The 20,155-nt window shown below is 71.5% G+C and carries 18 protein-coding genes and 1 tRNA gene; 11 read left to right on the plus strand and 8 right to left on the minus strand.

What is annotated here, in order from left to right:
* The first annotated feature begins 10 nt into the window (after positions 1–10).
* Entirely contained in the window at positions 11–1,372 is a 1,362-nt protein-coding gene (locus ACIP4X_RS02795) for an MFS transporter (RefSeq protein WP_391453242.1), read from the plus strand.
* Positions 1,373–1,473: 101 nt separating this feature from the next.
* Positions 1,474–2,145 carry a class I SAM-dependent methyltransferase gene (locus ACIP4X_RS02800; RefSeq protein ID WP_391453241.1) on the plus strand — a complete coding sequence of 224 codons (672 nt, stop codon included), beginning with the start codon at positions 1,474–1,476 and terminating at the stop codon, positions 2,143–2,145.
* A gap of 24 nt (positions 2,146–2,169) precedes the next feature.
* Here the strand turns inward: ACIP4X_RS02800 and ACIP4X_RS02805 are convergent, their stop codons facing one another.
* Positions 2,170–2,562 carry a hypothetical protein gene (locus ACIP4X_RS02805; protein ID WP_358729532.1) on the minus strand — a complete coding sequence of 131 codons (393 nt, stop codon included), beginning with the start codon at positions 2,560–2,562 and terminating at the stop codon, positions 2,170–2,172.
* Positions 2,563–2,662: 100 nt separating this feature from the next.
* Between ACIP4X_RS02805 and ACIP4X_RS02810 the strand changes: the two genes are divergently transcribed.
* A complete protein-coding gene (locus ACIP4X_RS02810; RefSeq protein ID WP_391453239.1) occupies positions 2,663–3,067 on the plus strand; it encodes a DnaJ family domain-containing protein in 405 nt (134 codons plus the stop codon).
* 89 nt (positions 3,068–3,156) lie between these two features.
* Positions 3,157–3,657 (plus strand): GNAT family N-acetyltransferase, encoded by a 501-nt coding sequence (locus ACIP4X_RS02815; protein WP_391453237.1) that lies wholly within the window; start codon positions 3,157–3,159, stop codon positions 3,655–3,657.
* A gap of 3 nt (positions 3,658–3,660) precedes the next feature.
* Here the strand turns inward: ACIP4X_RS02815 and ACIP4X_RS02820 are convergent, their stop codons facing one another.
* Positions 3,661–5,940: a DHA2 family efflux MFS transporter permease subunit gene (locus tag ACIP4X_RS02820; protein WP_391453235.1), complete on the minus strand. Its 2,280-nt coding sequence runs from the start codon at positions 5,938–5,940 to the stop codon at positions 3,661–3,663.
* 954 nt (positions 5,941–6,894) lie between these two features.
* On the opposite strand from ACIP4X_RS02820, the gene ACIP4X_RS02825 reads away from it, so the two are divergent.
* On the plus strand, positions 6,895–7,764 hold the full coding sequence (locus ACIP4X_RS02825) for a peptidoglycan-binding protein (RefSeq protein ID WP_401346326.1): 870 nt from the start codon (positions 6,895–6,897) through the stop codon (positions 7,762–7,764).
* 36 nt (positions 7,765–7,800) lie between these two features.
* Here the strand turns inward: ACIP4X_RS02825 and ACIP4X_RS02830 are convergent, their stop codons facing one another.
* Positions 7,801–8,460 carry an HAD-IA family hydrolase gene (locus tag ACIP4X_RS02830; protein ID WP_358729527.1) on the minus strand — a complete coding sequence of 220 codons (660 nt, stop codon included), beginning with the start codon at positions 8,458–8,460 and terminating at the stop codon, positions 7,801–7,803.
* A 405-nt stretch (positions 8,461–8,865) separates the two neighbouring features.
* A complete protein-coding gene (locus ACIP4X_RS02835; protein ID WP_391453230.1) occupies positions 8,866–9,444 on the minus strand; it encodes a TMEM165/GDT1 family protein in 579 nt (192 codons plus the stop codon).
* 433 nt (positions 9,445–9,877) lie between these two features.
* Here ACIP4X_RS02835 and ACIP4X_RS02840 point away from each other — a divergent pair, with 433 nt between their 5' ends.
* Positions 9,878–10,531 carry an HNH endonuclease family protein gene (locus ACIP4X_RS02840; protein ID WP_358729525.1) on the plus strand — a complete coding sequence of 218 codons (654 nt, stop codon included), beginning with the start codon at positions 9,878–9,880 and terminating at the stop codon, positions 10,529–10,531.
* A 268-nt stretch (positions 10,532–10,799) separates the two neighbouring features.
* Positions 10,800–11,378, plus strand: coding sequence for a VTT domain-containing protein (locus ACIP4X_RS02845; protein ID WP_391453821.1), 579 nt, complete (start codon positions 10,800–10,802; stop codon positions 11,376–11,378).
* Positions 11,379–11,503: 125 nt separating this feature from the next.
* On the opposite strand, the gene ACIP4X_RS02850 is transcribed toward ACIP4X_RS02845, so the two are convergent.
* Positions 11,504–11,734 carry a DUF2277 family protein gene (locus ACIP4X_RS02850; protein ID WP_391453227.1) on the minus strand — a complete coding sequence of 77 codons (231 nt, stop codon included), beginning with the start codon at positions 11,732–11,734 and terminating at the stop codon, positions 11,504–11,506.
* Between the two features lie 126 nt (positions 11,735–11,860).
* Between ACIP4X_RS02850 and ACIP4X_RS02855 the strand changes: the two genes are divergently transcribed.
* The 4 genes from ACIP4X_RS02855 to ACIP4X_RS02870 all read left to right on the plus strand — a co-directional run bounded on the left by ACIP4X_RS02855 (position 11,861) and on the right by ACIP4X_RS02870 (position 14,924).
* Positions 11,861–12,223 (plus strand): hypothetical protein, encoded by a 363-nt coding sequence (locus ACIP4X_RS02855; protein WP_391453225.1) that lies wholly within the window; start codon positions 11,861–11,863, stop codon positions 12,221–12,223.
* A 50-nt stretch (positions 12,224–12,273) separates the two neighbouring features.
* Positions 12,274–12,345: transfer RNA gene (locus ACIP4X_RS02860), tRNA-Val, on the plus strand.
* A 215-nt stretch (positions 12,346–12,560) separates the two neighbouring features.
* Positions 12,561–13,331: a DUF4097 family beta strand repeat-containing protein gene (locus tag ACIP4X_RS02865; RefSeq protein ID WP_391453223.1), complete on the plus strand. Its 771-nt coding sequence runs from the start codon at positions 12,561–12,563 to the stop codon at positions 13,329–13,331.
* Between the two features lie 303 nt (positions 13,332–13,634).
* Positions 13,635–14,924 (plus strand): hypothetical protein, encoded by a 1,290-nt coding sequence (locus tag ACIP4X_RS02870; RefSeq protein WP_358729670.1) that lies wholly within the window; start codon positions 13,635–13,637, stop codon positions 14,922–14,924.
* 31 nt (positions 14,925–14,955) lie between these two features.
* Here ACIP4X_RS02870 and ACIP4X_RS02875 read toward each other — a convergent pair whose 3' ends face one another.
* From ACIP4X_RS02875 to ACIP4X_RS02885, 3 genes are all read right to left on the minus strand, one after another.
* Positions 14,956–16,191, minus strand: coding sequence for an amidase domain-containing protein (locus ACIP4X_RS02875; protein ID WP_391453819.1), 1,236 nt, complete (start codon positions 16,189–16,191; stop codon positions 14,956–14,958).
* A 174-nt stretch (positions 16,192–16,365) separates the two neighbouring features.
* Positions 16,366–17,670, minus strand: coding sequence for a hypothetical protein (locus ACIP4X_RS02880; protein WP_391453221.1), 1,305 nt, complete (start codon positions 17,668–17,670; stop codon positions 16,366–16,368).
* A 58-nt stretch (positions 17,671–17,728) separates the two neighbouring features.
* Positions 17,729–19,972, minus strand: coding sequence for a transglycosylase domain-containing protein (locus tag ACIP4X_RS02885; RefSeq protein ID WP_358729669.1), 2,244 nt, complete (start codon positions 19,970–19,972; stop codon positions 17,729–17,731).
* Positions 19,973–20,155: the final 183 nt, after the last annotated feature.

Genomic DNA, 20,155 nt, shown 5'->3' on the forward strand with positions numbered 1-20,155 from the left:
GAGCGAAGCCTTGTCAGCTGTCACCGTCACCGCACCCGGGTCCGTCTCTCTCACCAAGAGCCGCCACACCACCGTCACCGACCCGGCACTCGTCCGGCGCGCCGTGAAGGCCGCCGCGCTGGGCAACGCCATGGAGTGGTTCGACTTCGGTGTCTACAGCTACATCGCGGTGACGCTGGGCAAGGTCTTCTTCCCCTCCGGCAACCCCACGGCGCAGTTGCTCTCCACGTTCGGCGCCTTCGCCGCGGCCTTCCTGGTCCGGCCCCTCGGCGGCATGGTCTTCGGCCCGCTGGGCGACCGCGTCGGCCGCCAGAAGGTGCTGGCCTTCACCATGATCATGATGGCCGTGGGCACCTTCGCGATCGGCCTGATCCCGTCCTACGCGACGATCGGCGTCGGAGCGCCGCTGCTGCTGCTCGCGGCCCGGCTGGTGCAGGGCTTCTCCACCGGCGGCGAGTACGCGGGCGCGTCCACCTTCATCGCCGAGTTCGCCCCGGACAAGCGGCGCGGCTTCCTCGGGAGCTGGCTGGAGTTCGGCACCCTGGCCGGTTACATCGGCGGCGCGGGCCTGGTCACCCTGATGACGGCCCTGCTGTCCTCGGACCAGATGACCTCCTGGGGCTGGCGGATCCCGTTCCTGGTCGCGGGCCCCATGGGCATCATCGGCCTCTATCTGCGGATGCGCCTGGAGGAGACCCCGGCGTTCGCGGCGGAGGCCGACAAGTGCGAGTCACGCCCGAAGGTGCCGCTGCGCGAGATGATCGCCGGCCAGTGGAAGGCGCTGCTGCTGTGCGTGGGCCTGGTGCTGGTCTTCAACGTCACCGACTACATGCTGCTGTCGTACATGCCGAGCTATCTGACCAGCGTGCTCAAGTACGACGAGACGCACGGCCTGCTGGTCGTGCTCTGCGTGATGGCCCTGATGATGATCGTCCAGCCGTTCGCCGGCGCGCTGACCGACCGCGTCGGACGCCGCCCGGTGATCGCCGCCGGATGCGCGGGCTTCCTGTTCCTGTCGGTCCCGGCGCTGCTGCTGATCCGCCAGGGCAGCCTGGCGGCGGTGGGCCTGGGCATGGCCGCCCTCGGCCTGCTCCTGGTCTGCTTCACGGCCGCGATGCCGTCCGCCCTGCCGGCGCTGTTCCCGACCCGGGTCCGCTACGGCTCGCTGTCGATCGGCTTCAACATCTCCGTCTCACTGTTCGGCGGGACGACCCCGCTGGTGGTCACCGCCCTGATCGGCGCGACCGGCAACCTGATGATGCCCGCCTACTACATGATGGCGGCCTCGTTGATCGGCGGTGCGGCGGTCTGGTTCATGGCGGAGTCCGCGGGCCGTCCGCTGCCGGGCTCGGCGCCGTCGGTGGAGGCCTGAACGTCCCCGGCCGTCATTGCCTGACAGTGCCTCCCCGCCCGGCTATATTCGTTAGCGCAGCTACTTAGAGAATCTAACTAGCCATACGAAAGGCCTGGTGCATGAGCGACTCGCAGCTCTGGGACGACGTGGACTCCTACTTCACCACTCTGCTCTCCCCGGAGGACGAACCCCTTCAGGCCGCGGTGCGCGACAGCGACGCGGAGGGCCTGCCGCACATCAACGTCACCGCGAACCAGGGCAAGCTGCTGCACCTCCTCGCCCAGCTCCAGGGCGCCCGCGCCATCCTGGAGATCGGCACGCTCGGCGGCTACAGCACCATCTGGCTGGCCCGCGCGCTGCCCGCCGACGGACGGCTGATCTCCCTGGAGTACGAACCCCGCCACGCCGACGTGGCCCGCCGCAACATCGCGCGCGCCGGCCTGGAGCAGGTCGCCGAGGTGCGGGTGGGTCCCGCCCTGGAGTCGCTGCCCCAGCTCGCCGACGAGAACCCGCCGCCCTTCGACCTGGTCTTCATCGACGCCGACAAGGCCAACAACCGGCACTACGTGGAGTGGGCCCTGCGCCTGACCCGCACCGGCAGCCTGATCGTCCTGGACAACGTCGTACGCGGCGGCCACGTCACCGACCCCACCAGTACCGACCCGAGCGTGCTCGGCACCCGCGCCGCCCTCGACCTCATCGCCGAGCACCCCAGGCTGGACGGCACGGCGATCCAGACGGTCGGCAGCAAGGGCCACGACGGCTTCGCGCTGGCACGGGTGCTGGAATGACGGCGGCGACCGGCCGGGCGGTGCTCATACCTCGTGGAAGAACCCGACGTTGACGCTGCGCGGACTCGTACGGTCCTGCACGACGATCTCGCCGGAGCCGCCCCGGGGCAGCGCCACCGTCCCGCCGTAGGCGAGCGGCTGGGTGTACTCACCGAGGGTCAGCCGGACCTCGGAGGAGGGGTCCGGCTGGGAGCCGCGCAGCCAGGTGACCTGCCAGGTCCCGTCGGCCCCGCACAGGAACTCCAGGTGGACCCGGGAGACGAACAGCCAGTCGTCGGGCGTCACCAGGCGGCAGACGGCCGGGTCCCGGCCCACCCGCAGCGCGGCGCCCGGCTCGCTGGGAGCGTCGGCCATGAGCATCCCCGCCGTGGCGCCCGCGTCCGTCCCGGAGACGGAGGCCATGGTCAGTTCGAGCACGTCGGTTCTCCCTGCGGCGTCTTTCGCGCGGTGGCCGGATTGCCTGACCGCCGCCGCATGATAAAACGCCCGGCGGGGCCACGTCCGGCACAATGGACCCATGACCGAGCGGAAGCCACCCGGTGTTGCGTTCGAGTCCTGGGTCGACAAGCAGATCCGCGACGCGCAGGGACGCGGCGAGTTCGACCGGCTGCCGGGCGCGGGCAAGCCGCTGCCGGACGACACGACGTACGACGAGCTGTGGTGGGTCAAGCGGAAGATGTCCCGCGAGGGCCTGTCCTACCTGCCCCCGACGCTCGCGCTGCGCAAACAGGCCGAGGACGCCCTCGCGGCGGCCCTCGCGGCCCCCTCGGAGCGGGTGGTCCGCGCCGTCATCGCGGACATCAACACCAAGATCCTCGACATGATGGTGAAGCCGCCGCCGGGCCCGCCGCTGGGCCTGAAGCGGTACGACGTCGAGGAGGTCGTCCAGGCGTGGCGGACACGGCGGGCGGCGGCCGAGTAGGCCCTGGAGATCGCGTGCGCCCGGGCGGCCGAGCTCGCCGTCCGGCGCGTGCTTAACCGGTTGCGTCCGTCCCCCGCCACGTCCCCACAATGGCGGTCGTGACCTGGACCATCGCCCCGGAACCCGTCGACTCCCCCGCGGCCGCCGCACTGTGGCGCGCGTACTACACCGAGATCAGCGACCGCTGGTACCTGCTGCACGAGGGGCGGCGCACCGACCCCGCCGAGCTGGAACGGGAGATCGCCGCCCGTACGGGCGCCGAACTCACCCCACCCACCGGTCAGTTGCTCCTCGCACGGCACGACGGCAGCCCGGCCGGCACCGCGGGCGTACGGCTGCTGGACGCGGAACGGGCCGAACTCACCCGGGTGTTCCTGCGCGAAGAGACGCGGGGCAGGGGCGGCGCCGCCCTCCTGGTCACCGCCGCCGAGGACGCCGCCCGCGCGCTGGGCGCCCGCCGGATGATCCTCGACACCCGCGGCGACCTCGTGGAGGCCCGCGCCCTGTACACCCGGCTCGGCTACACGGAGACCGCCCCGCACAACGACGACCCGTACGCGGAGCACTGGTTCGGCAAGTCACTCGTCTGAGGCTCAGGCCGGACGGGTCGCCGGCCGCCCGTCGTGCGGCCGTTCGGAGTCGGACCCGCACAGCTCCGCCGTCAGCTCCTTCACCAGCTGCACCAGGTCGGTCGGCCGGTCCGGGCCCCACCAGTCGCCGAGCAGCCGGGCGAGCGACTCCTCCCGGGCCCGCGCCAGCCGCTCGGCGGCCTCGAGGCCGGCGCCCGTCAGTACGAGGTCCACGCCGCGGCGCTCGCCCAGGTGCCGTTCCTCGACCTCGCGGGTGGCCCCGATGATGGTGCTCAGGGGGAGCGTGGTGCGCTCGGCCAGCAGGGCTGGCTCCACCCAGCCGTACTTCTTGATCCGCAGCACCAGCCAGCTCGCCGCGGGGTCGAGGTCGTAGCCCGCCCGCGCGGTGATCTCCCGGTAGATCTCGCGCCGCCCCTCGCGGGTGCCCAGCACGGACAGCGCCCGGCACACCTCGTCGTACGAGGACCGCTCGACCGGGTTGGTCGCGTACGTCTCCGTGACGTCGGGGGCCGTGACCGAGCCGCGCAGCCGGTCCTCCTGCAGGAACCAGGCCAGGACGAAGCCGACGAGGGCGACGGGGGCGGCGTAGAGGAAGACGTCGGTGATCGCGGACGAGTACGCGTGCAGCGCGGCCGGACGCAGCGCGGCCGGCAGGGCGGCGATGCCGCGCGGATCGGACTTCAGCGTGTCCGCCGACACTCCGTGCGGCAGCGGCACGCCCTTGAAGGCGGCGGTCAGCTTGTCGCCGAGGCGGCTGGCGAAGACCGTCCCGAAGATGGCCACGCCGAAGGAGGCGCCGATGGAGCGGAAGAAGGTGGCGCCCGAGGTGGCGACCCCCAGGTCCTCGTAGCCGACGGCGTTCTGCACGATGAGGACGAGCACCTGCATGACCAGGCCGAGACCCACGCCGAAGACGAAGAAGCAGACGCTCATCACGATCGTCGCGCTGTGCTCGTCGAGCTGGTGCAGCAGAAGCAGCCCGATCGCGGTGACGGCGGTGCCGACGACGGGGAACACCTTCCAGCGGCCGGTGCGGCTGACGATCTGCCCGGAACCGGTGGAGGCCGACAGCATGCCGACCACCATGGGCAGCATGTGCACACCGGACACCGTCGGGGAGATGCCGCGCACGACCTGGAGGAACGTCGGCAGGTAGGTCATCGCCCCGAACATGGCGAAGCCGACGATGAAGCTGATGACCGCGGAGAGGGAGAACGTGCGGATGCCGAACAGCTTCAGCGGCAGCACCGGCTCGGCCGCCCTCCGCTCCACGGCCAGGAACGCGAGAACGAGCACGACGCCGACCACCACCAGGCCGATGATCTGCGGCGAGCCCCAGCCCCAGGTGGTGCCGCCGAGCGAGGCGACGAGCACCAGGCAGGTGGCGACCGAGGCGATGAGGAAGGTGCCGAGGTAGTCGATGACGTGCCGCTGCGAACGGGGGGAGATGCGCAGGGAGGCGGCGATCACGGCGAGGGCGACCATGCCGACGGGAATGTTGACGTAGAACACCCAGCGCCAGCTCAGATGCTGGGTGAACAGCCCGCCGAGCAGCGGCCCGAGCACACTGGTCGTGCCGAACACCGCGCCGAACAGGCCCTGGTAGCGGCCGCGTTCGCGGGGCGCGACGACATCGCCGACGATCGCCATCGACAGCACCAAGAGCCCGCCGCCGCCCAGTCCCTGCAGGGCCCGGAAACCGATCAGCTCAGGCATGTTCCGTGCCATGCCGCACAGCACGGAACCGATCAGGAAGATCACGATCGCGGTCTGGAAGAGCTTCTTGCGCCCGTACTGGTCACCGAGCTTGCCCCACAGCGGAGTCGCGGCGGTCGACGCCAGCAGATACGCCGTCACCACCCAGGACAGATGCTCCAGGCCGCCGAGGTCGCTGACGATGGTGGGCAGCGCGGTCGACACGATGGTCTGGTCGAGCGCGGCCAGCAGCAAGCCGAGGAGCAGCGCGCCGATCGAGGCGAGAACGTTGCCGGGTACCTGCCCGGGCGGAGCCGCGGCACCACCGGGCGGGGCCTGCGCATCGGGCGGGCCGGGCGGGCCCGGCTCGGCCTGGGGACCCTGCGGGGCTTGGGGACGCTGCTGGGCTTGGGGACCTTGCTCGGCCTGGGGACGCTGCTCGGCCTGTGTCTGTGGAACCCGCTCGGTCTCCGGGGCGCGCGGGGACGCGGGGACGGCCGACGGCGGCCGGTCGCCGCCCGGGACCTCGCCCGGGACGTCGCCCGTCGTCCCCGTCATGCCGGTCCTGCCGTGCCCATCGCCGGCCATGGAGTCCTCCCGACGCTCTCGTGACATCTCCCATCGTCATCGGTGTGTCCGGTTATGGCCTGTTGAGTCCTCCCGGACGCCGCCATTCCGGGGGCCCTTCGGGGAGAAGGTGTGTGCAGGATCTGCATAATCCTTGGAGTTCGTACGGGAGGGGACCGACGCGTGGAAGAGCGGAAGGGGCATGTCTGCCCCGAGTGCGGGGTGCCCCGGGGCTTGGACAACACCCCGTCATGCGCCTGCGGAAGCCGGGCGTCCGACGCTCTCCGCAACACCCGGACAGCCGAGGCCGCGGCAGCGGAGGACTTCAATCCACTGCGGATTCGGCCGTACGTGGACATCGGGGAGCCACCGGCGCCGACGGGCACGGCGGGGGACGCCCTGACGGGGGGTGCCCCGGCAGGGGACGGTGCTTCGGCGGGCGCTTCGACGGGGGGCGATGCGTTGACTGAGGGCGGCGCTTCGGCGGAGGGCGATGCGTTGACTGAGGGCGGCGCTTCGGCGGGGGGTGCCGGGCATGGCGGGGTCGCCGGGGCCGCAGAAACCCCTGGCGCTGCGGGAGCAGCCGTAGTCGCGGGAGCCGCCGGAGCCGCCGGAGCCGCCGGAGGCGGCGAAGACGGCAGGGCCACCCAGGCGCTCGCGGCCACCAGGACCGGCGGGGCCTCCGGGGCCACCATGACCTCCGGAGCCACCGGTACGGCTGGCGCCGCCGGTACGGCCCGGACCGCCGGTACGGCTGGCGCCGCCGGGCAGGGAGCGCAGTCCCCCTCCCCCGTCGACGCCACAATGACGCTGCGCGCCCTCCCCGCAGACGCCACAATGGCGCTGCGCACGCTCCCCGCTGAGGCCGCGGCGGTGCGAGGGGCCGCTCCCGCTGAGGCCGCGGCGGTGCGAGGGGCCGCTCCCACCGATGCGCGGACGGGGCAGAAGGACGCCGCCACCCCCGCGGAGTCCACGATGGCGCTGCGAGCCATCCCCGCACAGCCGCCGGCCAGCACCACCCCACCCTCAACCACCCCACCCGCGACCACCCTGTTCGCGCCGCCGCCGGGTGAACCGAGCGCGGCCGACGTGAGCATGTTCGACAAGGCGACAGGGGCGGACCCGGCCGCCACCCGGGAGTCGGTCGTCGCCGCGGAAGGCTCCGGGGGCCCGGAGGGCCGGCCGGGCCGGGCGAGCACCCGCCGTGGCGGCCGGCGTACCCGCCCCGTCGTCGTGGTCGCCGCCGGGGCGGCCGTGGTCGCCGTCGTGGCGGGGGCGGGGTTCGCGAGCGGGATGTTCTCGTACGAGTCGCCGGAGCGGGACCATGCCTCCCGTCAGGTACGGGAGAGCGTGCCGGACGCGTGGGTGGAGACGCCCACGGCGTCCGCGTCGACGGCCGCCGTGCCGTCGGACACGCCGTCGGCCGCGGCACCGGGGGGCGAGTCGCCGACGCCCGGCGCGGACGTCTCGCCGTCCGCGTCCGCCTCGGAACCGGGGACGGCGGAGCCGTCGCCGTCCGGATCGGAGGCGGGGAACGTTCCCGCCCCGGGTCCGGAGTCGGCCGGGCCGACGGAGACGGCGACAACCTTGCGTGAAAGCGCCCCGCCGGCCCCGGCCCCAGCCCCGGTGCTGCGACGTGGTGACCAGGGCGCCGAGGTGACCGAACTCCAGCTACGGCTTCGCCAGTTGTTCCTGTTCCCGGGGAAGGTCGACGGCGTCTTCGGCCACAGGCTGGAGAAATCCGTACGCGCGTACCAGTGGGCGCGCGGCATCAGCGCCGACGAATCCGGGGTGTACGGACCGGCGACGAGGGCGCGCCTGGAGTCGGAGACGAAGGCGCCCTGAGCCGGGGGTGGCGGGAGCGCCCCGGCGGCGGCGCGACTAGCCGACGTGCAGCCGGACGCCTCCGTCACCGAGGGGCTCGACCCGCACCTGGGTCAGGTCGCGCACGACGGCGTCCGGCTGGTGGAACCCTGCGCGTGGACCGACGCCGATCACCCGCATGCCGGCGGCGCGGCCGGCCGCGATCCCGGCACCGGAGTCCTCGAAGACCACGCAGCCGGCGGGCGCGACTCCGAGTTCGGCGGCGCCCTTGAGGAAGCCCTCGGGGTCCGGCTTGCTCGCCCCGACGGACTCGGCGGTGACGCGCACGTCGGGCAGGGACAGGCCGGCGGCGGCCATCCGGGCCGTGGAGAGGGCCACGTCGGCGGAGGTGACGAGGGCGTGCGGCACGTCCCGCAGCCCCGCGAGGAACTGAGCCGCCCCGGGGATCGGGATCACGCCGTCCATGTCCGAGGTCTCCTCGGCGAGCATGCGCGCGTTGTCGGCGAGGTTCCGCTCGACGGGCCGGTCAGGCAGCAGCAGTGCCATCGAGGCGTGCCCCTGACGACCGTGGACGACCTTCATCACCTCGTCGCCGTCCAGCCCGTGCCGGTCGGCCCAGCGCCGCCAGATCCGCTCGACGACGGCGTCGGAATTGACGAGGGTGCCGTCCATGTCCAGCAGGAGGGCGCGGGCGGTGAACACGGCGGTGGCCGTCATCGGCAAACTCCAAGACATGGCGAAGGGGGCGTGGGAACACGCCCCCGAAGAAACAAGGCGGCCCCGTCCACCGGTCAGGGAAAGCGGACGGGAGCCACTTTGTTTCCCCACGGTACAAAACATCCGGGCATCCCGCCACCACGCCTCCATCCTGAAGGCGGGCCTTCGGCAGGGAGCAGGGGGCAAAGCCCTGGGGATGCAAGGGGCGAAGCCCCCGCCGGGGCCTGGGGCGGAGCCCCAGAACGGGCCCCTCCCCTCCCACCGAGACGGGTGGGCGGGTGGGAAACCGGGGTGCAGGGGGCGGAGCCCCCGCCAGGGCCTGGGGCGGAGCCCCAGGGACGGGGCCCCCTCACCCCACCGAGACGGGCGGGTGGGTGGGCAAAGCCGGGACCCGAACCCAACCGATCACGCCACCGCCTCCCACAACCCCCACACCCCCAACCCCACCATCACCAACGCCGCCACCTTGGTGATCAAAACAAGCGGCACCCTCCGCATCAACGCCTTGCCCCCCAGGATCCCCAACCCCGCCACCGCCCACAGCGCCAGCACCGCCCCCACCCCGACCGACAGCGGATCGTCGTAACGAGCCGCGAGATTCGCCGTCATGATCTGCGTGAGGTCACCGAACTCCGCGACCAGGATCAGCATGAACCCGGTCCCCGCGACCTTCCAGAAGGACTGGTCCTCGGGTCGCCTGATCTCCTCCTCACCGTCCCCCTTCTTCAGCAGCAGCACGGCCGCGCCTCCGAGGAACAGCACACCCGTCAGCGCGTGCACGATCCGCTGCGGCAGCAGCGTCAGCACGCTGCCGGCCGCCACGGCCAGCACCACGTGCAGCAGAAACGCGGCGGCGACACCGGCGAAGACGTACGAGGCCCGGTAGCGCGTACCGAGGACGAGCCCCGCGAGTGCCGTCTTGTCCGGCAGCTCCGCGAGGAAGACGACGCCGAAGACGATCGCCAGGACGCTGAAGGTGATCACTGTTCCTCAATCGGTCGGGGCCACCCCGCCGAGAGTGCTGCGACTGTTGCGAAGACGCCTCGGCAGGGCAGCACACGGGTCACCCCTGCCATAGGGCACGGGCGTGCACTGCTCACCGAAGGTCTCGCTGGCCGGCCTCGCTCACGAGGCCCGCCTCCGGGCGCCGGCTCAGCAGAGCTGAGCAGTATGTCGACGGTCCGGCGAAGAGCTACTCCCCTTCCGCGCCGCCCATCGTACGCGACCGCCCGCGCACCCCGGCCGGCACCGAGATCCACATCACAGCGGACAGCAAGTCCCGTCACACCCCTTGCTGTGTCATGCACGCGTCACTAACTTCTCACCGCACACTCACCTGCTCGCAACACTGCGCGGCGAGCATTCCCTCGCCTCCCCCTGCTCGAACCCAAGGTCCCTCACCCCCAAGGGAGTTCGCATGTCCCGCAGGTCCAAGTTCTACGCGCGTCAACGGCTCAGCATACTCGCGGCCCTCACCGGACTCATCGCCTCCATAGGCCTGTTGAACGGCCCGGCCGCCTCCGCCGCCCTCCCCACCCCCGTCAGCGCGGCCACCGCCCGCAGCTACCTCGCCTCGCTCACCGTCGCGACGCCGAACCACACCGGTTACGACCGCAGCCTCTTCCCGCACTGGATCACCATCAGCGGAAAGTGCGACACCCGCGAGACGGTCCTCGTGCGGGACGGCTCGAACGTCGTCACCGACGCCAACTGCGCCTCCACCAGCGGCTCCTGGTACTCCGCGTACGACGGCACCACCTTCACCGTCTCCTCCAGCCTCGACATCGACCACCTGGTGCCGCTCTCCGAGGCCTGGGACTCCGGCGCGAGCAAGTGGACCACCGCCCAGCGCCAGGCGTTCGCCAACGACCTGACGCGCCCCCAGCTGATCGCGGTGTCGGCCAGCTCCAACCGGTCCAAGGGCGACAAGGACCCGGCGCAGTGGATGCCGAGCCAGACGTCGTACCGCTGCACCTACGTCCGTGCCTGGGTGCAGGTGAAGTACTACTACGACCTCTCCGTCGACACGGCCGAGAAGACCGCACTGCAGAACTACCTCGCCGCCTGCTGATCCTGGGCACCCTCCCCACAGGTCTCCGTCGCCCCGCACTGCTGTGGGGCGGCGGAGACGTCCGAAACCAACACCCCAACCACATACACCCCCAGTGAAACTTCTGTCACACTTCCGGCGTACGCTGTATAGGTTTCACAGGCCGCTCCTGCCGCTCCCGCGCGACACCGCGGCACGGTCCGCGGTACGGGGGTGACAGGGGGAGTTCTCGGTGCTGGAGAGTGTGGCGAGGGTGGGTGCACTCACCGGCACTCCATGGATCTACGTCATGGTGGCCGCGTCCGTACTGCTGGACGTGTTCCTGCCGGTCCTGCCCAGCGGCGTGCTGATAGTGACGGCCGCCACGGCGGCGGCCGCGGGCACGGGAGCGGCGACGGGTCGTGTCCCGCAGAACGTGCCCGACATCCTGGCTCTGACCCTCTGCGCGGCGACGGCGTCCGTACTGGGCGACCTCGTCGCCTACCGTCTGGCCCGGCACGGCGGCGAGCGCCTGGACCGCGCGATCTCCCGCTCCCGGCGGCTGAGCAGGGCACAGGAACGGCTCGGCGCGGCCCTGTCCCGCGGCGGCGGCGCACTGGTGGTCCTCGCCCGCTTCGCCCCGGCCGGCCGCTCGGTCGTCTCCTTCAGCGCCGGCGCCACGCACCGCCGGGTCCGGGAGTTCCTGCCCTGGTCGGCACTGGCCGGCCTGTCCTGGGCGACCTACAGCGTGGCCCTCGGCTACTTCGGCACCCGCTGGCTGGGCGCGGCCTGGCTCGCGACCGGCGTCTCGGTGGCGGCACTCTTCGCGGCGGGCGCAGGAGCGGTCTACCTGATGCGCCGCCCCCTGAAACCGGCCGAAGCACCGTAAAAGACCGCCACGCGGCACGCGGCACCCGGCACCCGGCACCAGCGCCCCCGGCCACCAGCAGCCACCACGGCCCCAGAGCCGCCCCGGCCGCCAAGGCCCCCCAGCCTCCCGACCACCCCGGCCCGTCACCCGGCCCCGCGCCCCGCCCTCCCCCGCACTTCCAGCCCCGCCAGCAGCTCCTCCGTGGCCCGCGCGATCGCGTCGACCGCCCGGTCGAAGACCTCCTGGTTGTGCGCGGCCGGGGCCCGGAACCCCGAGACCTTCCTCACGAACTGCAACGAGGCCGCCCGGATCTCCTCCTCGGTCGCCTCCTCGGGCAACACGGGCGGGCGCAATGTCTTGATACTCCGGCACATGCCCCCAGTGTCAGCACGCCCCGCGCGCACCGCGCAAGCGCCCCGGCGCCCCCGAGGCAGCCTCGAACACATGAACCCACCCCATTGCGCTCGCGCCACAAATTCGAACAGGCGTAGCATTGCGGTGTGGGTACGCGCTACGACTTTCCGAGTGACCTCCTCGCCGGTCAGGAGGAGCTGCACCAGGTCCGGGCCGAACTGGCGGCCCTGCTCAAGCGGCTGCCCTGGTCGGTCGAGCCGCTGGACGGGTTCAGCGACGACGGCGGCTGGCGCAAGGTGGAGCGCCCGGCCTCACCGGGCTGGACTCCCGACGAACAGGCGGCGGTCGAAAAGCTACGCCGCCGCGAGCGCGAACTCGCGGTGTTCGTCAGCACCCACCGCTACTGGTCGGACCTGCCCGGCCCGGACGGCGTCACCGCCCGAAGCCACCTGAAACACGCCCACGAGCCCCCGGAGAACGAGGACGAGGCCCCGCCCTCGACCGCCTGAACCGGGTTTGCGGGACAGGTCCCCCGGCAAGGTAGGCTGTCGACTCGTCCGGGTGCGTAGCTCAGGGGTAGAGCGCCTGCCTTACAAGCAGGATGTCGGCGGTTCGAAACCGTCCGCGCCCACCGGTCACGGTACATGGCCGTAATGCACTGACAGGGCCCAGGTCCACGGGTGACACCCCGGGACCTGGGCCCTCGTCGTGTCAAGGACCCGGTGGCTGCGGGGGTTTACCCCACCCCCCGCCCGGTGGCGCGCCGGATTTTCCGGGGGCCGGGTTTTTTCTACGGTCCTCTCAGAGCCGTTGGGGTTCGTCGTCCGTTGTCAGGGGGAGATCGTCATGTCCCGTTCCGTGCCCGCTCGTGTCGCCGCCGTCGCCGGTGTCGTCGTGGTGCTCGTCGCCACGGCCACGGCCTGCGGGGGTTCCGCCGAGGACGACAGCAGTCCCGAGCGGCGCTCGTTCGCCCTGCGCGGGGACACCCTGACCGTCGACTCGGACGACTCGTCGCTGGAGATCGTCTCCGGCGGTTCGGCGAAGGCTGGGGCCGTGGAGGTCACCCGCTGGTTCCGCGGGTCCGTGCTGATCGGGGACGACCCGAGGGTGACCTGGTCCATGAAGGACGACCGGCTGGTGCTGCGGCTGAAGTGCTCTGGGTTCATCGCCGACTGCTCCGCCAAGCACCGGATCGAGGTCCCGCGCGGGATCGCCGTGAAGGTCGAGGACCGCGACGGCAGTGTGCGGGCGCGCGGGTTCGGGGACGCGCTGAGCATCCGTACCGGCGACGGCTCCGTGCACGTCACCGACTCCACCGGGCCCCTGGAGCTGCGCTCCGGCGACGGTTCCGTACGGGCCGAGGTCTCCTCGCGCCGGGTGCGGGCCACCACCGGCGACGGCTCGATACACCTGGAGCTGGGCACCGTACCGGACCTCGTGGACACCAGGTCCGGGGACGGCTCGGTCAGCATCACGCTGCCGCACGCCGCGTACCGGGTGACGACGAAAACCGGCGACGGCTCGGTCGACGTCGACGTGCCCCGGGACGACGCCGCCTCCCACGTGGTGTCCGCGACCACCGGCGACGGAGGGATCACAGTTCGTACGGCTGACTGACCGGCCCGTGTGTTCGTCCTGCACAGATGGAAGAATGAGCACTATGCAGGGCGAAGAACACGGGAGAGGGATTTGAACCCTCCCCAAGCTGAAGCAAGGGGATTCCTGGCTCAAGCAGCTCATTCGCTCGGCGAACGAAGGAGTCCGACGCTCTCAGCACCAGCCGGGACGGAACCTGCCCGGTTGCCCGTTAGGACAAAGGAGTTGCGCGTGCTTGGCTCTCGCAACGCACGGCAGTCAGCATACCGAGCCGCGCGGGGCTATTCCTCCCCTTTGAGCGAAACCTCACTCTCGGTCGTGCTGATGCTGCCCCTGCTGGCCGCGCTCGCGCTGCCCGCCGCCTTCGCGGGCGGCGGCACCCGGCGCTGGTTCGGCGGGCGGGCCGAGACCCAGCGGGCCGAGGCGCAGGCCGCCAAGGACGCCGCCGCGGCGGCCTTCTACGAGCTGGACACCGCCCAGCGGGACCTGCGGATCTCGATCGAGACGATCACGGCGGTCGACGACTCCGCGGACGCCCGGCGCGCGGTCGGCGAGTTCGAGGCTCTCGGCCGGCGCATCGACGAGGTCAGTCAGCGTTACATCCAGGCCGTCGACGCCCAGGACCTGGACCGCGACGACCTGGAGGCCTCCGTCGCCTCCCGGGCTCGTGTCGATCTGACCGCCGCCAAGGACGAACTGCTGGGCGTCAAGAGGGAGCTGGATCGATTCGGCAGTGGTCTCGGGCCGCTGCTCGGCAAGGCCGAGACCCAACTCGCCCGTGTGGCGCCCGCGGTGGAGCGTGCCCGGCAGGCCCTGAGCGCCGCCGCAGGCGCGCTGGACGACGCGCGTGGGGCCGGGCTCGGGGCGGACGACCTGGCCGCCCGGCTCGCCGCGCTCTCCCCCGAGCTGACGAGGCTCAACCAGGGTGCGGGACAGCACGGTGTGCAGGCGACGCTGGAGCGTGCCGAGCGGGTGGCGCGGGAGGCGGAGGCGATCCGGGCGGAGGCGGCGCGGCTGCCCGAGCAGGCCGCCGAGATCGATCACCGGCTGGTGTCGCTGCGCACCCGGGCGCAGGCGCTGGGTACGCGGGCCGGTCAGGTGGAGCCGGTGCTCAGCGAGCTGCGGCGGCGGTTCACGGTCGCCTGCTGGCAGGATCTCCAGCAGGTGCCGGAGCAGGCCGCCGGGAGCGTGCGGGAGGCGGAGGCGAAGCTCCGGGAGGCGCGGGCCGCGCGGGACGCCCAGCGCTGGCCGGACGCGACGGCGCTGCTGTCGACGGTACGGGCGCTGCTGAACACCACGGACGAGGCGGTGTCGGCCGCCGGGGAGCGGCTGCGGCGGCTGAACGAGGTGCAGAAGGACCCGCAGGCGGAGATCGAGCGGACCCGGTTCGCGATCCGGGACGCGCAGCGGCTGGCCATGTCGGGCCGTACGACGCCGGATCCGCGGCACGCCCGGCCGCTGGACGACTCGGTGGGCCGGCTGGAGCGGGCGGTGGCGACGCTGGAGGGCCGCCATCCCGACTACTGGCACTTCCTGACGGAGACCGAGGCGGTGCGGCGGACGGTGGCCGCGGTGGTGGCCCGGATCCGCGAGGAGCGGGGAGCCGGCCACTGACGGCCCGCTCCCCGCTCCCGAAAGTCACCGGTCAGGTGCGGTAGGCGTAGTAGTACGCGTCCGGGTAGGAGGCGATGATGCTCGCCACCGACCTGTTGTAGGTGTTGGTGGAGTGGTACGACAGGTACGGCACGCCCTGCGCGGTGCGCGACGTGACGATCATGGAGTGGTCCTTGGACCCGTCGCGGTTGAAGTCCACCTGGAGCACGTCGCCGACGTCCATCTGGTAGACGTTGGCGAGGCTGGTGACCCGCTTGGAGGACAGGGCGAACCAGGAGAACTCGTTGACGCCGACGAACGAGTCCGACTGGATCTCGGCGTTGCCGAACCACTTGTGGAAGTCGTACGTGTAGCCGGGTTCGTGCTTCCAGCCGCCCGCCTTGAGGGACTGGCTGACGAAGTTGGTGCAGTCGCCGCCGGCCCCCGCCCCGTTGAAGTCGGGGTACTCGGGGTTGTAGTTGTTCCAGTACTTCGTCGCGTACGCCGCCATGGCCTTGTAGTCGTAGGCCCCGCCGGTGAGGTTCTTCGGTGCGGCGGGCGGGTTCGCGGTGATGGCCGAGCGGGCGGCCGACGGCGGGTTGTCGTCGGCGGCGACGCTCGGGGCCGTGGTGGAGGGCGCCGGGGTCGCGGTGGTCGGGGCCGGGGTCGTCGGCGCCGTGGTGGGCGGCTTGGTCGACGCCTTCGCGGTCGGTGCCGTGGGCGACGGCTTCGCGCTGGGCGGCGTGACGACGGACGGTTCGGCGATCTGGTTGACGGCGACGCCGTCGTCCGTGTCGCGGATGCCGGTGAGCTGCCAGTTGCCCCGCTGGTCGGCCTTGAACGTCAGTTCGTGGCGGGCCTGGAAACCGGTGGTCTTCGGCTCGTTGCCGCGGACCTTCCGGTACGTCAGGGTCGTGGTCTCGGTGACGGCGACCTTGGCGTCGCGGCCCTGCACCCGGGTGGCGTCCAGCGACACGCTCGTCTTGCCGGCGCTGTACTTCTCGCCCAGCTTCGCGAGCCGTGCCTTGCGGCCGCGCAGCTGGTCCAGTGCGGAGGTCTCCTGGCGCGACTGCGTGCCGGACAGGCGGACCTTGCCGGAGAAGCCGGAGGCCAGCCGGTGGTGGCGGCCCTTGCTGCCCGCGTCGTCCACCAGGGCCTGGGTGCGGTCGGTGAAGACCGCGTCGGCCAGCTTCTGGAAGGTGGCCTTGGTGGCCGCGTCCACGGTCGGGTCGTCGGTGACGGCCGCGCCCGCGCTCCAGTTGGGCACCAGCGCGACGCCGGCGACCAGGGAGGCGGCCGCCGCCGAGATTATGGTGGCGCGACGCCGCTTACGGCTGAGTTTTCTTGATTTCAATGGTGTTCCCCTCTACGCCGGCAGACCTGCCGGGCGACGGCATCTTCGCATGCGGTGTGGAGGCGCTGTGGAGCGGGGGCCACAAGCGGAACTCTCCGGTCCTGCGAGTCAGTTGACCACGGACGACCAGTCGGGCGACTGCGCCGGGTCCAGGGCGCGCAGCCGTTGCAGCGTTTCCGGCTTCTGCACGTCGAGCCAGTCGGCGAGCTCCCGGAACGACACGCACTTGACGTCCTTCTTGGTGCAGGTGTTCTTGACGACCTCGTCGATGGCCTTCATGTAGATGCCGCCGTTCCAGTCCTCGAAGTGGTTGCCGACGAACAGGGGCGCCCGGCTGCCGTAGTAGACGCGGTTGAATCCGGCCATGTAGGAGTCGACGGTCTGCTGCTGCCACTTCGGGAAGTTGGCCGGATTGCCCTGGGTCTCGCCGTCGGACTGGTTGTAGAGGAAGTTGAAGTCCATGGACAGGCCCTGGTACTTGCCGTCCTCGTAGGGGAGCATCTGGAGCGGGAAGTCCCAGATGCCCTCCTTCTTCGCCGGCCAGATCTGGAAGTCGCCGGGCGAGCTGGCGTCGTAGCGCCAGCCGTAGTCCTTGATGGCCTTCAGCAGGTTGGGCTGCCCCTCCAGGCAGGGCGCGCGTCCGCCGGTGATCTCCTTGCGGAAGTCGAAGGGCAGTGGCGCCACGTCGGTGAGGCCGGAGTTGGTCTTCCACTTCTCCGCGAAGTCGTAGAACTGGTCGATCTCGCTCTTCCACTCCTCGACGCTCCAGTCGCCGCCGCCCTTGTCGCCGCAGAAGTGGCCGTTGAAGTGGGTGCCGATCTCGTTGCCGTCCTCGTAGGACGCGCGGAGCTGTTCCAGGGTGGTGCGGATGTGGTCGACGGTGGCGTAGTCGATGGCGGCGGCGCCCGGCGAGTGCTGCGGCGGGTGGTAGAGCTCCTTCCTGGCCTTGGGCAGCAGGTAGATGCCCGTGAGGAAGAAGGTCATGTGGGCGTCGTACTCCTTGGCCAGCTCCCGGTAGTGCGAGAACAGGTGGTCGTCGCCCTCCAGGGCGCCGTCCCAGGAGAAGACCACGAACTGCGGTGGTTTCTCGCCGGGTTCGAGCGGCTTCGGCTTCCATTCGTTCTTCTGCGGGCCGGTGTAGGAGGTGGAGCCGTCGCCGAGCACCCGGACCTTGCCGTCCCACTCGGGCTCCGCGGCCGGGCCGGACGGCGAACCGCCCTTCTTGGGGCCGCGCTTGGCCTCTTCCCCCTTCGATCCGGCGGACGCGGTGGGCGCGGTCGAGTCGGAACGGGTGAGCGTCAGGAACCCCGCCACCACGGAGGCGACGACCAGCAGGGCGGCCAGGGTCAGGAACTCGGGGCGGGTGGCGCGGCGGGTTTCACGGGCCTTGCGCCGACGGCCGGTTGACTTCATGGGGGGGCTCAATCTGCGAGGGGGGCTGGTGAGGGCGGGTGCGGGCGGACCGCCGGGTTCAGACGGGTGGGTTCATGGCACCGGCCCAGATCCCGTAGGCAACGCTGTCGGCCCGGGTACCGGCGACTCCTTCCAGTGGCAGCGGTTCGAGGCTCTTGGCCAGATCCATGCGGTAGACGACGACCGCCGTGGACACCGACTTGACGGTGCCCACGTACCAGGCGGCGGTGTCGTCCTCGGTGGTGCCGGCCTTGCCCGCCACCGGGGCCGTGGCCGCCTCCGCCGCCGTGCCGGACGCCACGCCCGGGTGGGCGGTGCGGAAGGACTCGCCGAGCGCCTCGGTGACCGCCTCGGCCACGTCCCGGCCGACCGCGCGCCGCGTGGCCGGGGTGTCCAGCCGGACGGCGGAGCCGTTGCGGGTGATGCGCCGCACGGAGTACGGCTCGGTGTGCGTGCCCTTGGCGGCGAAGGTGGCGTAGCCGCCGGCCATCCGGATCGCGCTCGGGGTGGAGCTGCCGAGGGACAGCGCGGGGACCTGCGGGCCCATGCTGGAGGGCAGCAGTCCGGACGCCTGGGCGGTCTGCTTGACCTTGTCCAGGCCGGTGTCCATGCCGAGTTGCATGAACGGCGTGTTCACGGAGTTCGCGAGCGCCTGGTGCAGGCTGATCCGCCCCCATGACTTCCGGTCGTCGTTGTGGGCGGACACCTTCTTTCCGCTGCGGTCCCAGTAGGGGCCCTCGGGGGTGGTGACGGGCACGTCGTCGTCGCCGTCGTAGACGGTCTGCGGGGTGATCTGCTCCCGGGGGGCGTCGCGCTGCTTGATGACGCCGTGTTCGAGTCCGGCCGCGTAGACGAACGGCAGGAAGGCCGAACCGGCCGGGACGGTGGAGGCGTTGGACTCGTTGTATCCCTGGGTGCGGTGGTCGGGGCCGCCGTAGACGGCGAGGATGCGGCCGTCGGGGGCCACGGAGGCGGCGCCGTAGTGCACGGTCTTGGCCGGGCCCGGGGCGGTCTTGCCGGCCTCCTTGCGGGCCTTGGTGACCTCCTCGGTCAGGGTTCCTTCCCGCTTGCGGTCGAAGGTGGTGTAGATCTGGTAGCCGCCGAGGTCGAACTCCTGGTCGGTGATGTGCGCGGTCTTCTTGGCGTACTGCGACGCCAGTTCGACCAGGTAGTCGCTCTGCTGGCCGGTGTCGTAGAGCGGGTTGCGCTTGAGCGGCTCGGGGAACGTCCGGAACGTGTCACGTTCGGCCTTCGACAGCTTGCCGATCTTGACCATGCGGTCGAGGGTCCAGGTCCAGCGCTCCACGGCACGGCGGTGGTTGGCCTCGCTCAGGGTGGGGTCGTAGAGCCCGGCGCCCTTGAGCAGGGAGGCGAGGAAGGCGGCCTCGCTGGCGTTCAGGTCGCCGACGTCCTTGCCGTAGTAGGCCTGGGCGGCGCGCTGGATGCCGTAGGTGCCGCGACCGAACCAGCTCGTGTTGAGGTAGCCCTCGAGGATCTTGTCCTTGCTCATCTGGTTGTCGAGCTTGAGCGAGATCATCGCCTCGGTGAACTTGCGGCTGACGGACTGGTCCTGGGAGAGGTAGACGTTCTTGACGTACTGCTGGGTGATGGTGGAACCGCCCTGGGTGTCACCCTGGCCGACGGTGCGCCACACGGCCCGGCTGAGGCCGGTGAAGGAGATGCCGGGGTCGCTGTAGAAGCTCTCGTTCTCGGCCGCGAGGACGGCCCAGCGCACGTCCTCGGGTATGTCCTTCAGGGGCATCGCCTGGCGCTGCACCCAGCCGGTACGGGCCATGGGGGTGCCGTCGGACCAGAAGTAGACGTTGTCCTGCTGGGTGGCGTAGGTGTTCAGGTTCTGCGGGATGTCGGTCGCGGCGTAGGCGATGGCCAGCAGGAAGCCGCTCAGGCCCATGGCCGCGAGGGTGGCGCCGAGCCATTGCCTCCAGGAGGGGAGCCAGCGGCGCCAGCCGGTGCGGCCGGGGCGCGGGTAGACGGGTTTGAGTCTGCGGGCGTACGGCGCGGCCACCGCGACGAGGGGGGCGAGGCGCCGGGTCAGGGCCGGGGGCACCGTGACCGTGGGGCGGGTGCGCGGCTTGCGGCGGTCGCCGCGCCGCCGGGGCGCGCCGTCGGACGGTTCGGACCGGCCGGACCCGTCGGTCTGGTCGGACTGCTCGGACCGCTCCGGCGGGTCGGAGGGGTCGGACGGGTCCGGGGGTGGGGGCTGGAAGGCGCGCAACTGCATCGTCTCGTGCGGTTGCGCGCTTGTATGCCGCTCGCGGAGGCTGTCGACCTTCAGCTGCATGGTCTCGTCCGCCCGCAGGGCGTCCACCTTGAGCTGGATCGTTTCCTCCGCACGCACCGGCCGGTCGGTCTTCGACTGGTCCGGCTGTCCGGCCTCGGTGCGGCGTCCGTCGGACTCGCGGTCTTCCTCCGGAAGACCTTCCCCCCGCCCTGCCTCCGTCACGACTGCGTCCTCCTCCGCACT

The sequence above is a fragment of the Streptomyces sp. NPDC088817 genome (assembly GCF_044750345.1).
Classification (GTDB): domain Bacteria; phylum Actinomycetota; class Actinomycetes; order Streptomycetales; family Streptomycetaceae; genus Streptomyces.

Excerpts from the sequence above, each read along its gene's own strand:
- ACIP4X_RS02800 (WP_391453241.1), top strand. The coding sequence starts at position 1,474 with ATGAGCGACTCGCAGCTCTGGGACGACGTGGACTCCTACTTCACCACT.
- ACIP4X_RS02810 (WP_391453239.1), top strand. The coding sequence starts at position 2,663 with ATGACCGAGCGGAAGCCACCCGGTGTTGCGTTCGAGTCCTGGGTCGAC.
- ACIP4X_RS02815 (WP_391453237.1), top strand. The coding sequence starts at position 3,157 with ATGGCGGTCGTGACCTGGACCATCGCCCCGGAACCCGTCGACTCCCCC.
- ACIP4X_RS02820 (WP_391453235.1), bottom strand. The coding sequence starts at position 5,940 with ATGGCCGGCGATGGGCACGGCAGGACCGGCATGACGGGGACGACGGGC.
- ACIP4X_RS02825 (WP_401346326.1), top strand. The coding sequence starts at position 6,895 with ATGGCGCTGCGAGCCATCCCCGCACAGCCGCCGGCCAGCACCACCCCA.
- ACIP4X_RS02830 (WP_358729527.1), bottom strand. The coding sequence starts at position 8,460 with ATGACGGCCACCGCCGTGTTCACCGCCCGCGCCCTCCTGCTGGACATG.
- ACIP4X_RS02840 (WP_358729525.1), top strand. The coding sequence starts at position 9,878 with ATGTCCCGCAGGTCCAAGTTCTACGCGCGTCAACGGCTCAGCATACTC.
- ACIP4X_RS02845 (WP_391453821.1), top strand. The coding sequence starts at position 10,800 with ATGGTGGCCGCGTCCGTACTGCTGGACGTGTTCCTGCCGGTCCTGCCC.
- ACIP4X_RS02850 (WP_391453227.1), bottom strand. The coding sequence starts at position 11,734 with ATGTGCCGGAGTATCAAGACATTGCGCCCGCCCGTGTTGCCCGAGGAG.
- ACIP4X_RS02865 (WP_391453223.1), top strand. The coding sequence starts at position 12,561 with ATGTCCCGTTCCGTGCCCGCTCGTGTCGCCGCCGTCGCCGGTGTCGTC.
- ACIP4X_RS02870 (WP_358729670.1), top strand. The coding sequence starts at position 13,635 with ATGCTGCCCCTGCTGGCCGCGCTCGCGCTGCCCGCCGCCTTCGCGGGC.
- ACIP4X_RS02880 (WP_391453221.1), bottom strand. The coding sequence starts at position 17,670 with ATGAAGTCAACCGGCCGTCGGCGCAAGGCCCGTGAAACCCGCCGCGCC.
- ACIP4X_RS02885 (WP_358729669.1), bottom strand. The coding sequence starts at position 19,972 with ATGCAGCTGAAGGTCGACAGCCTCCGCGAGCGGCATACAAGCGCGCAA.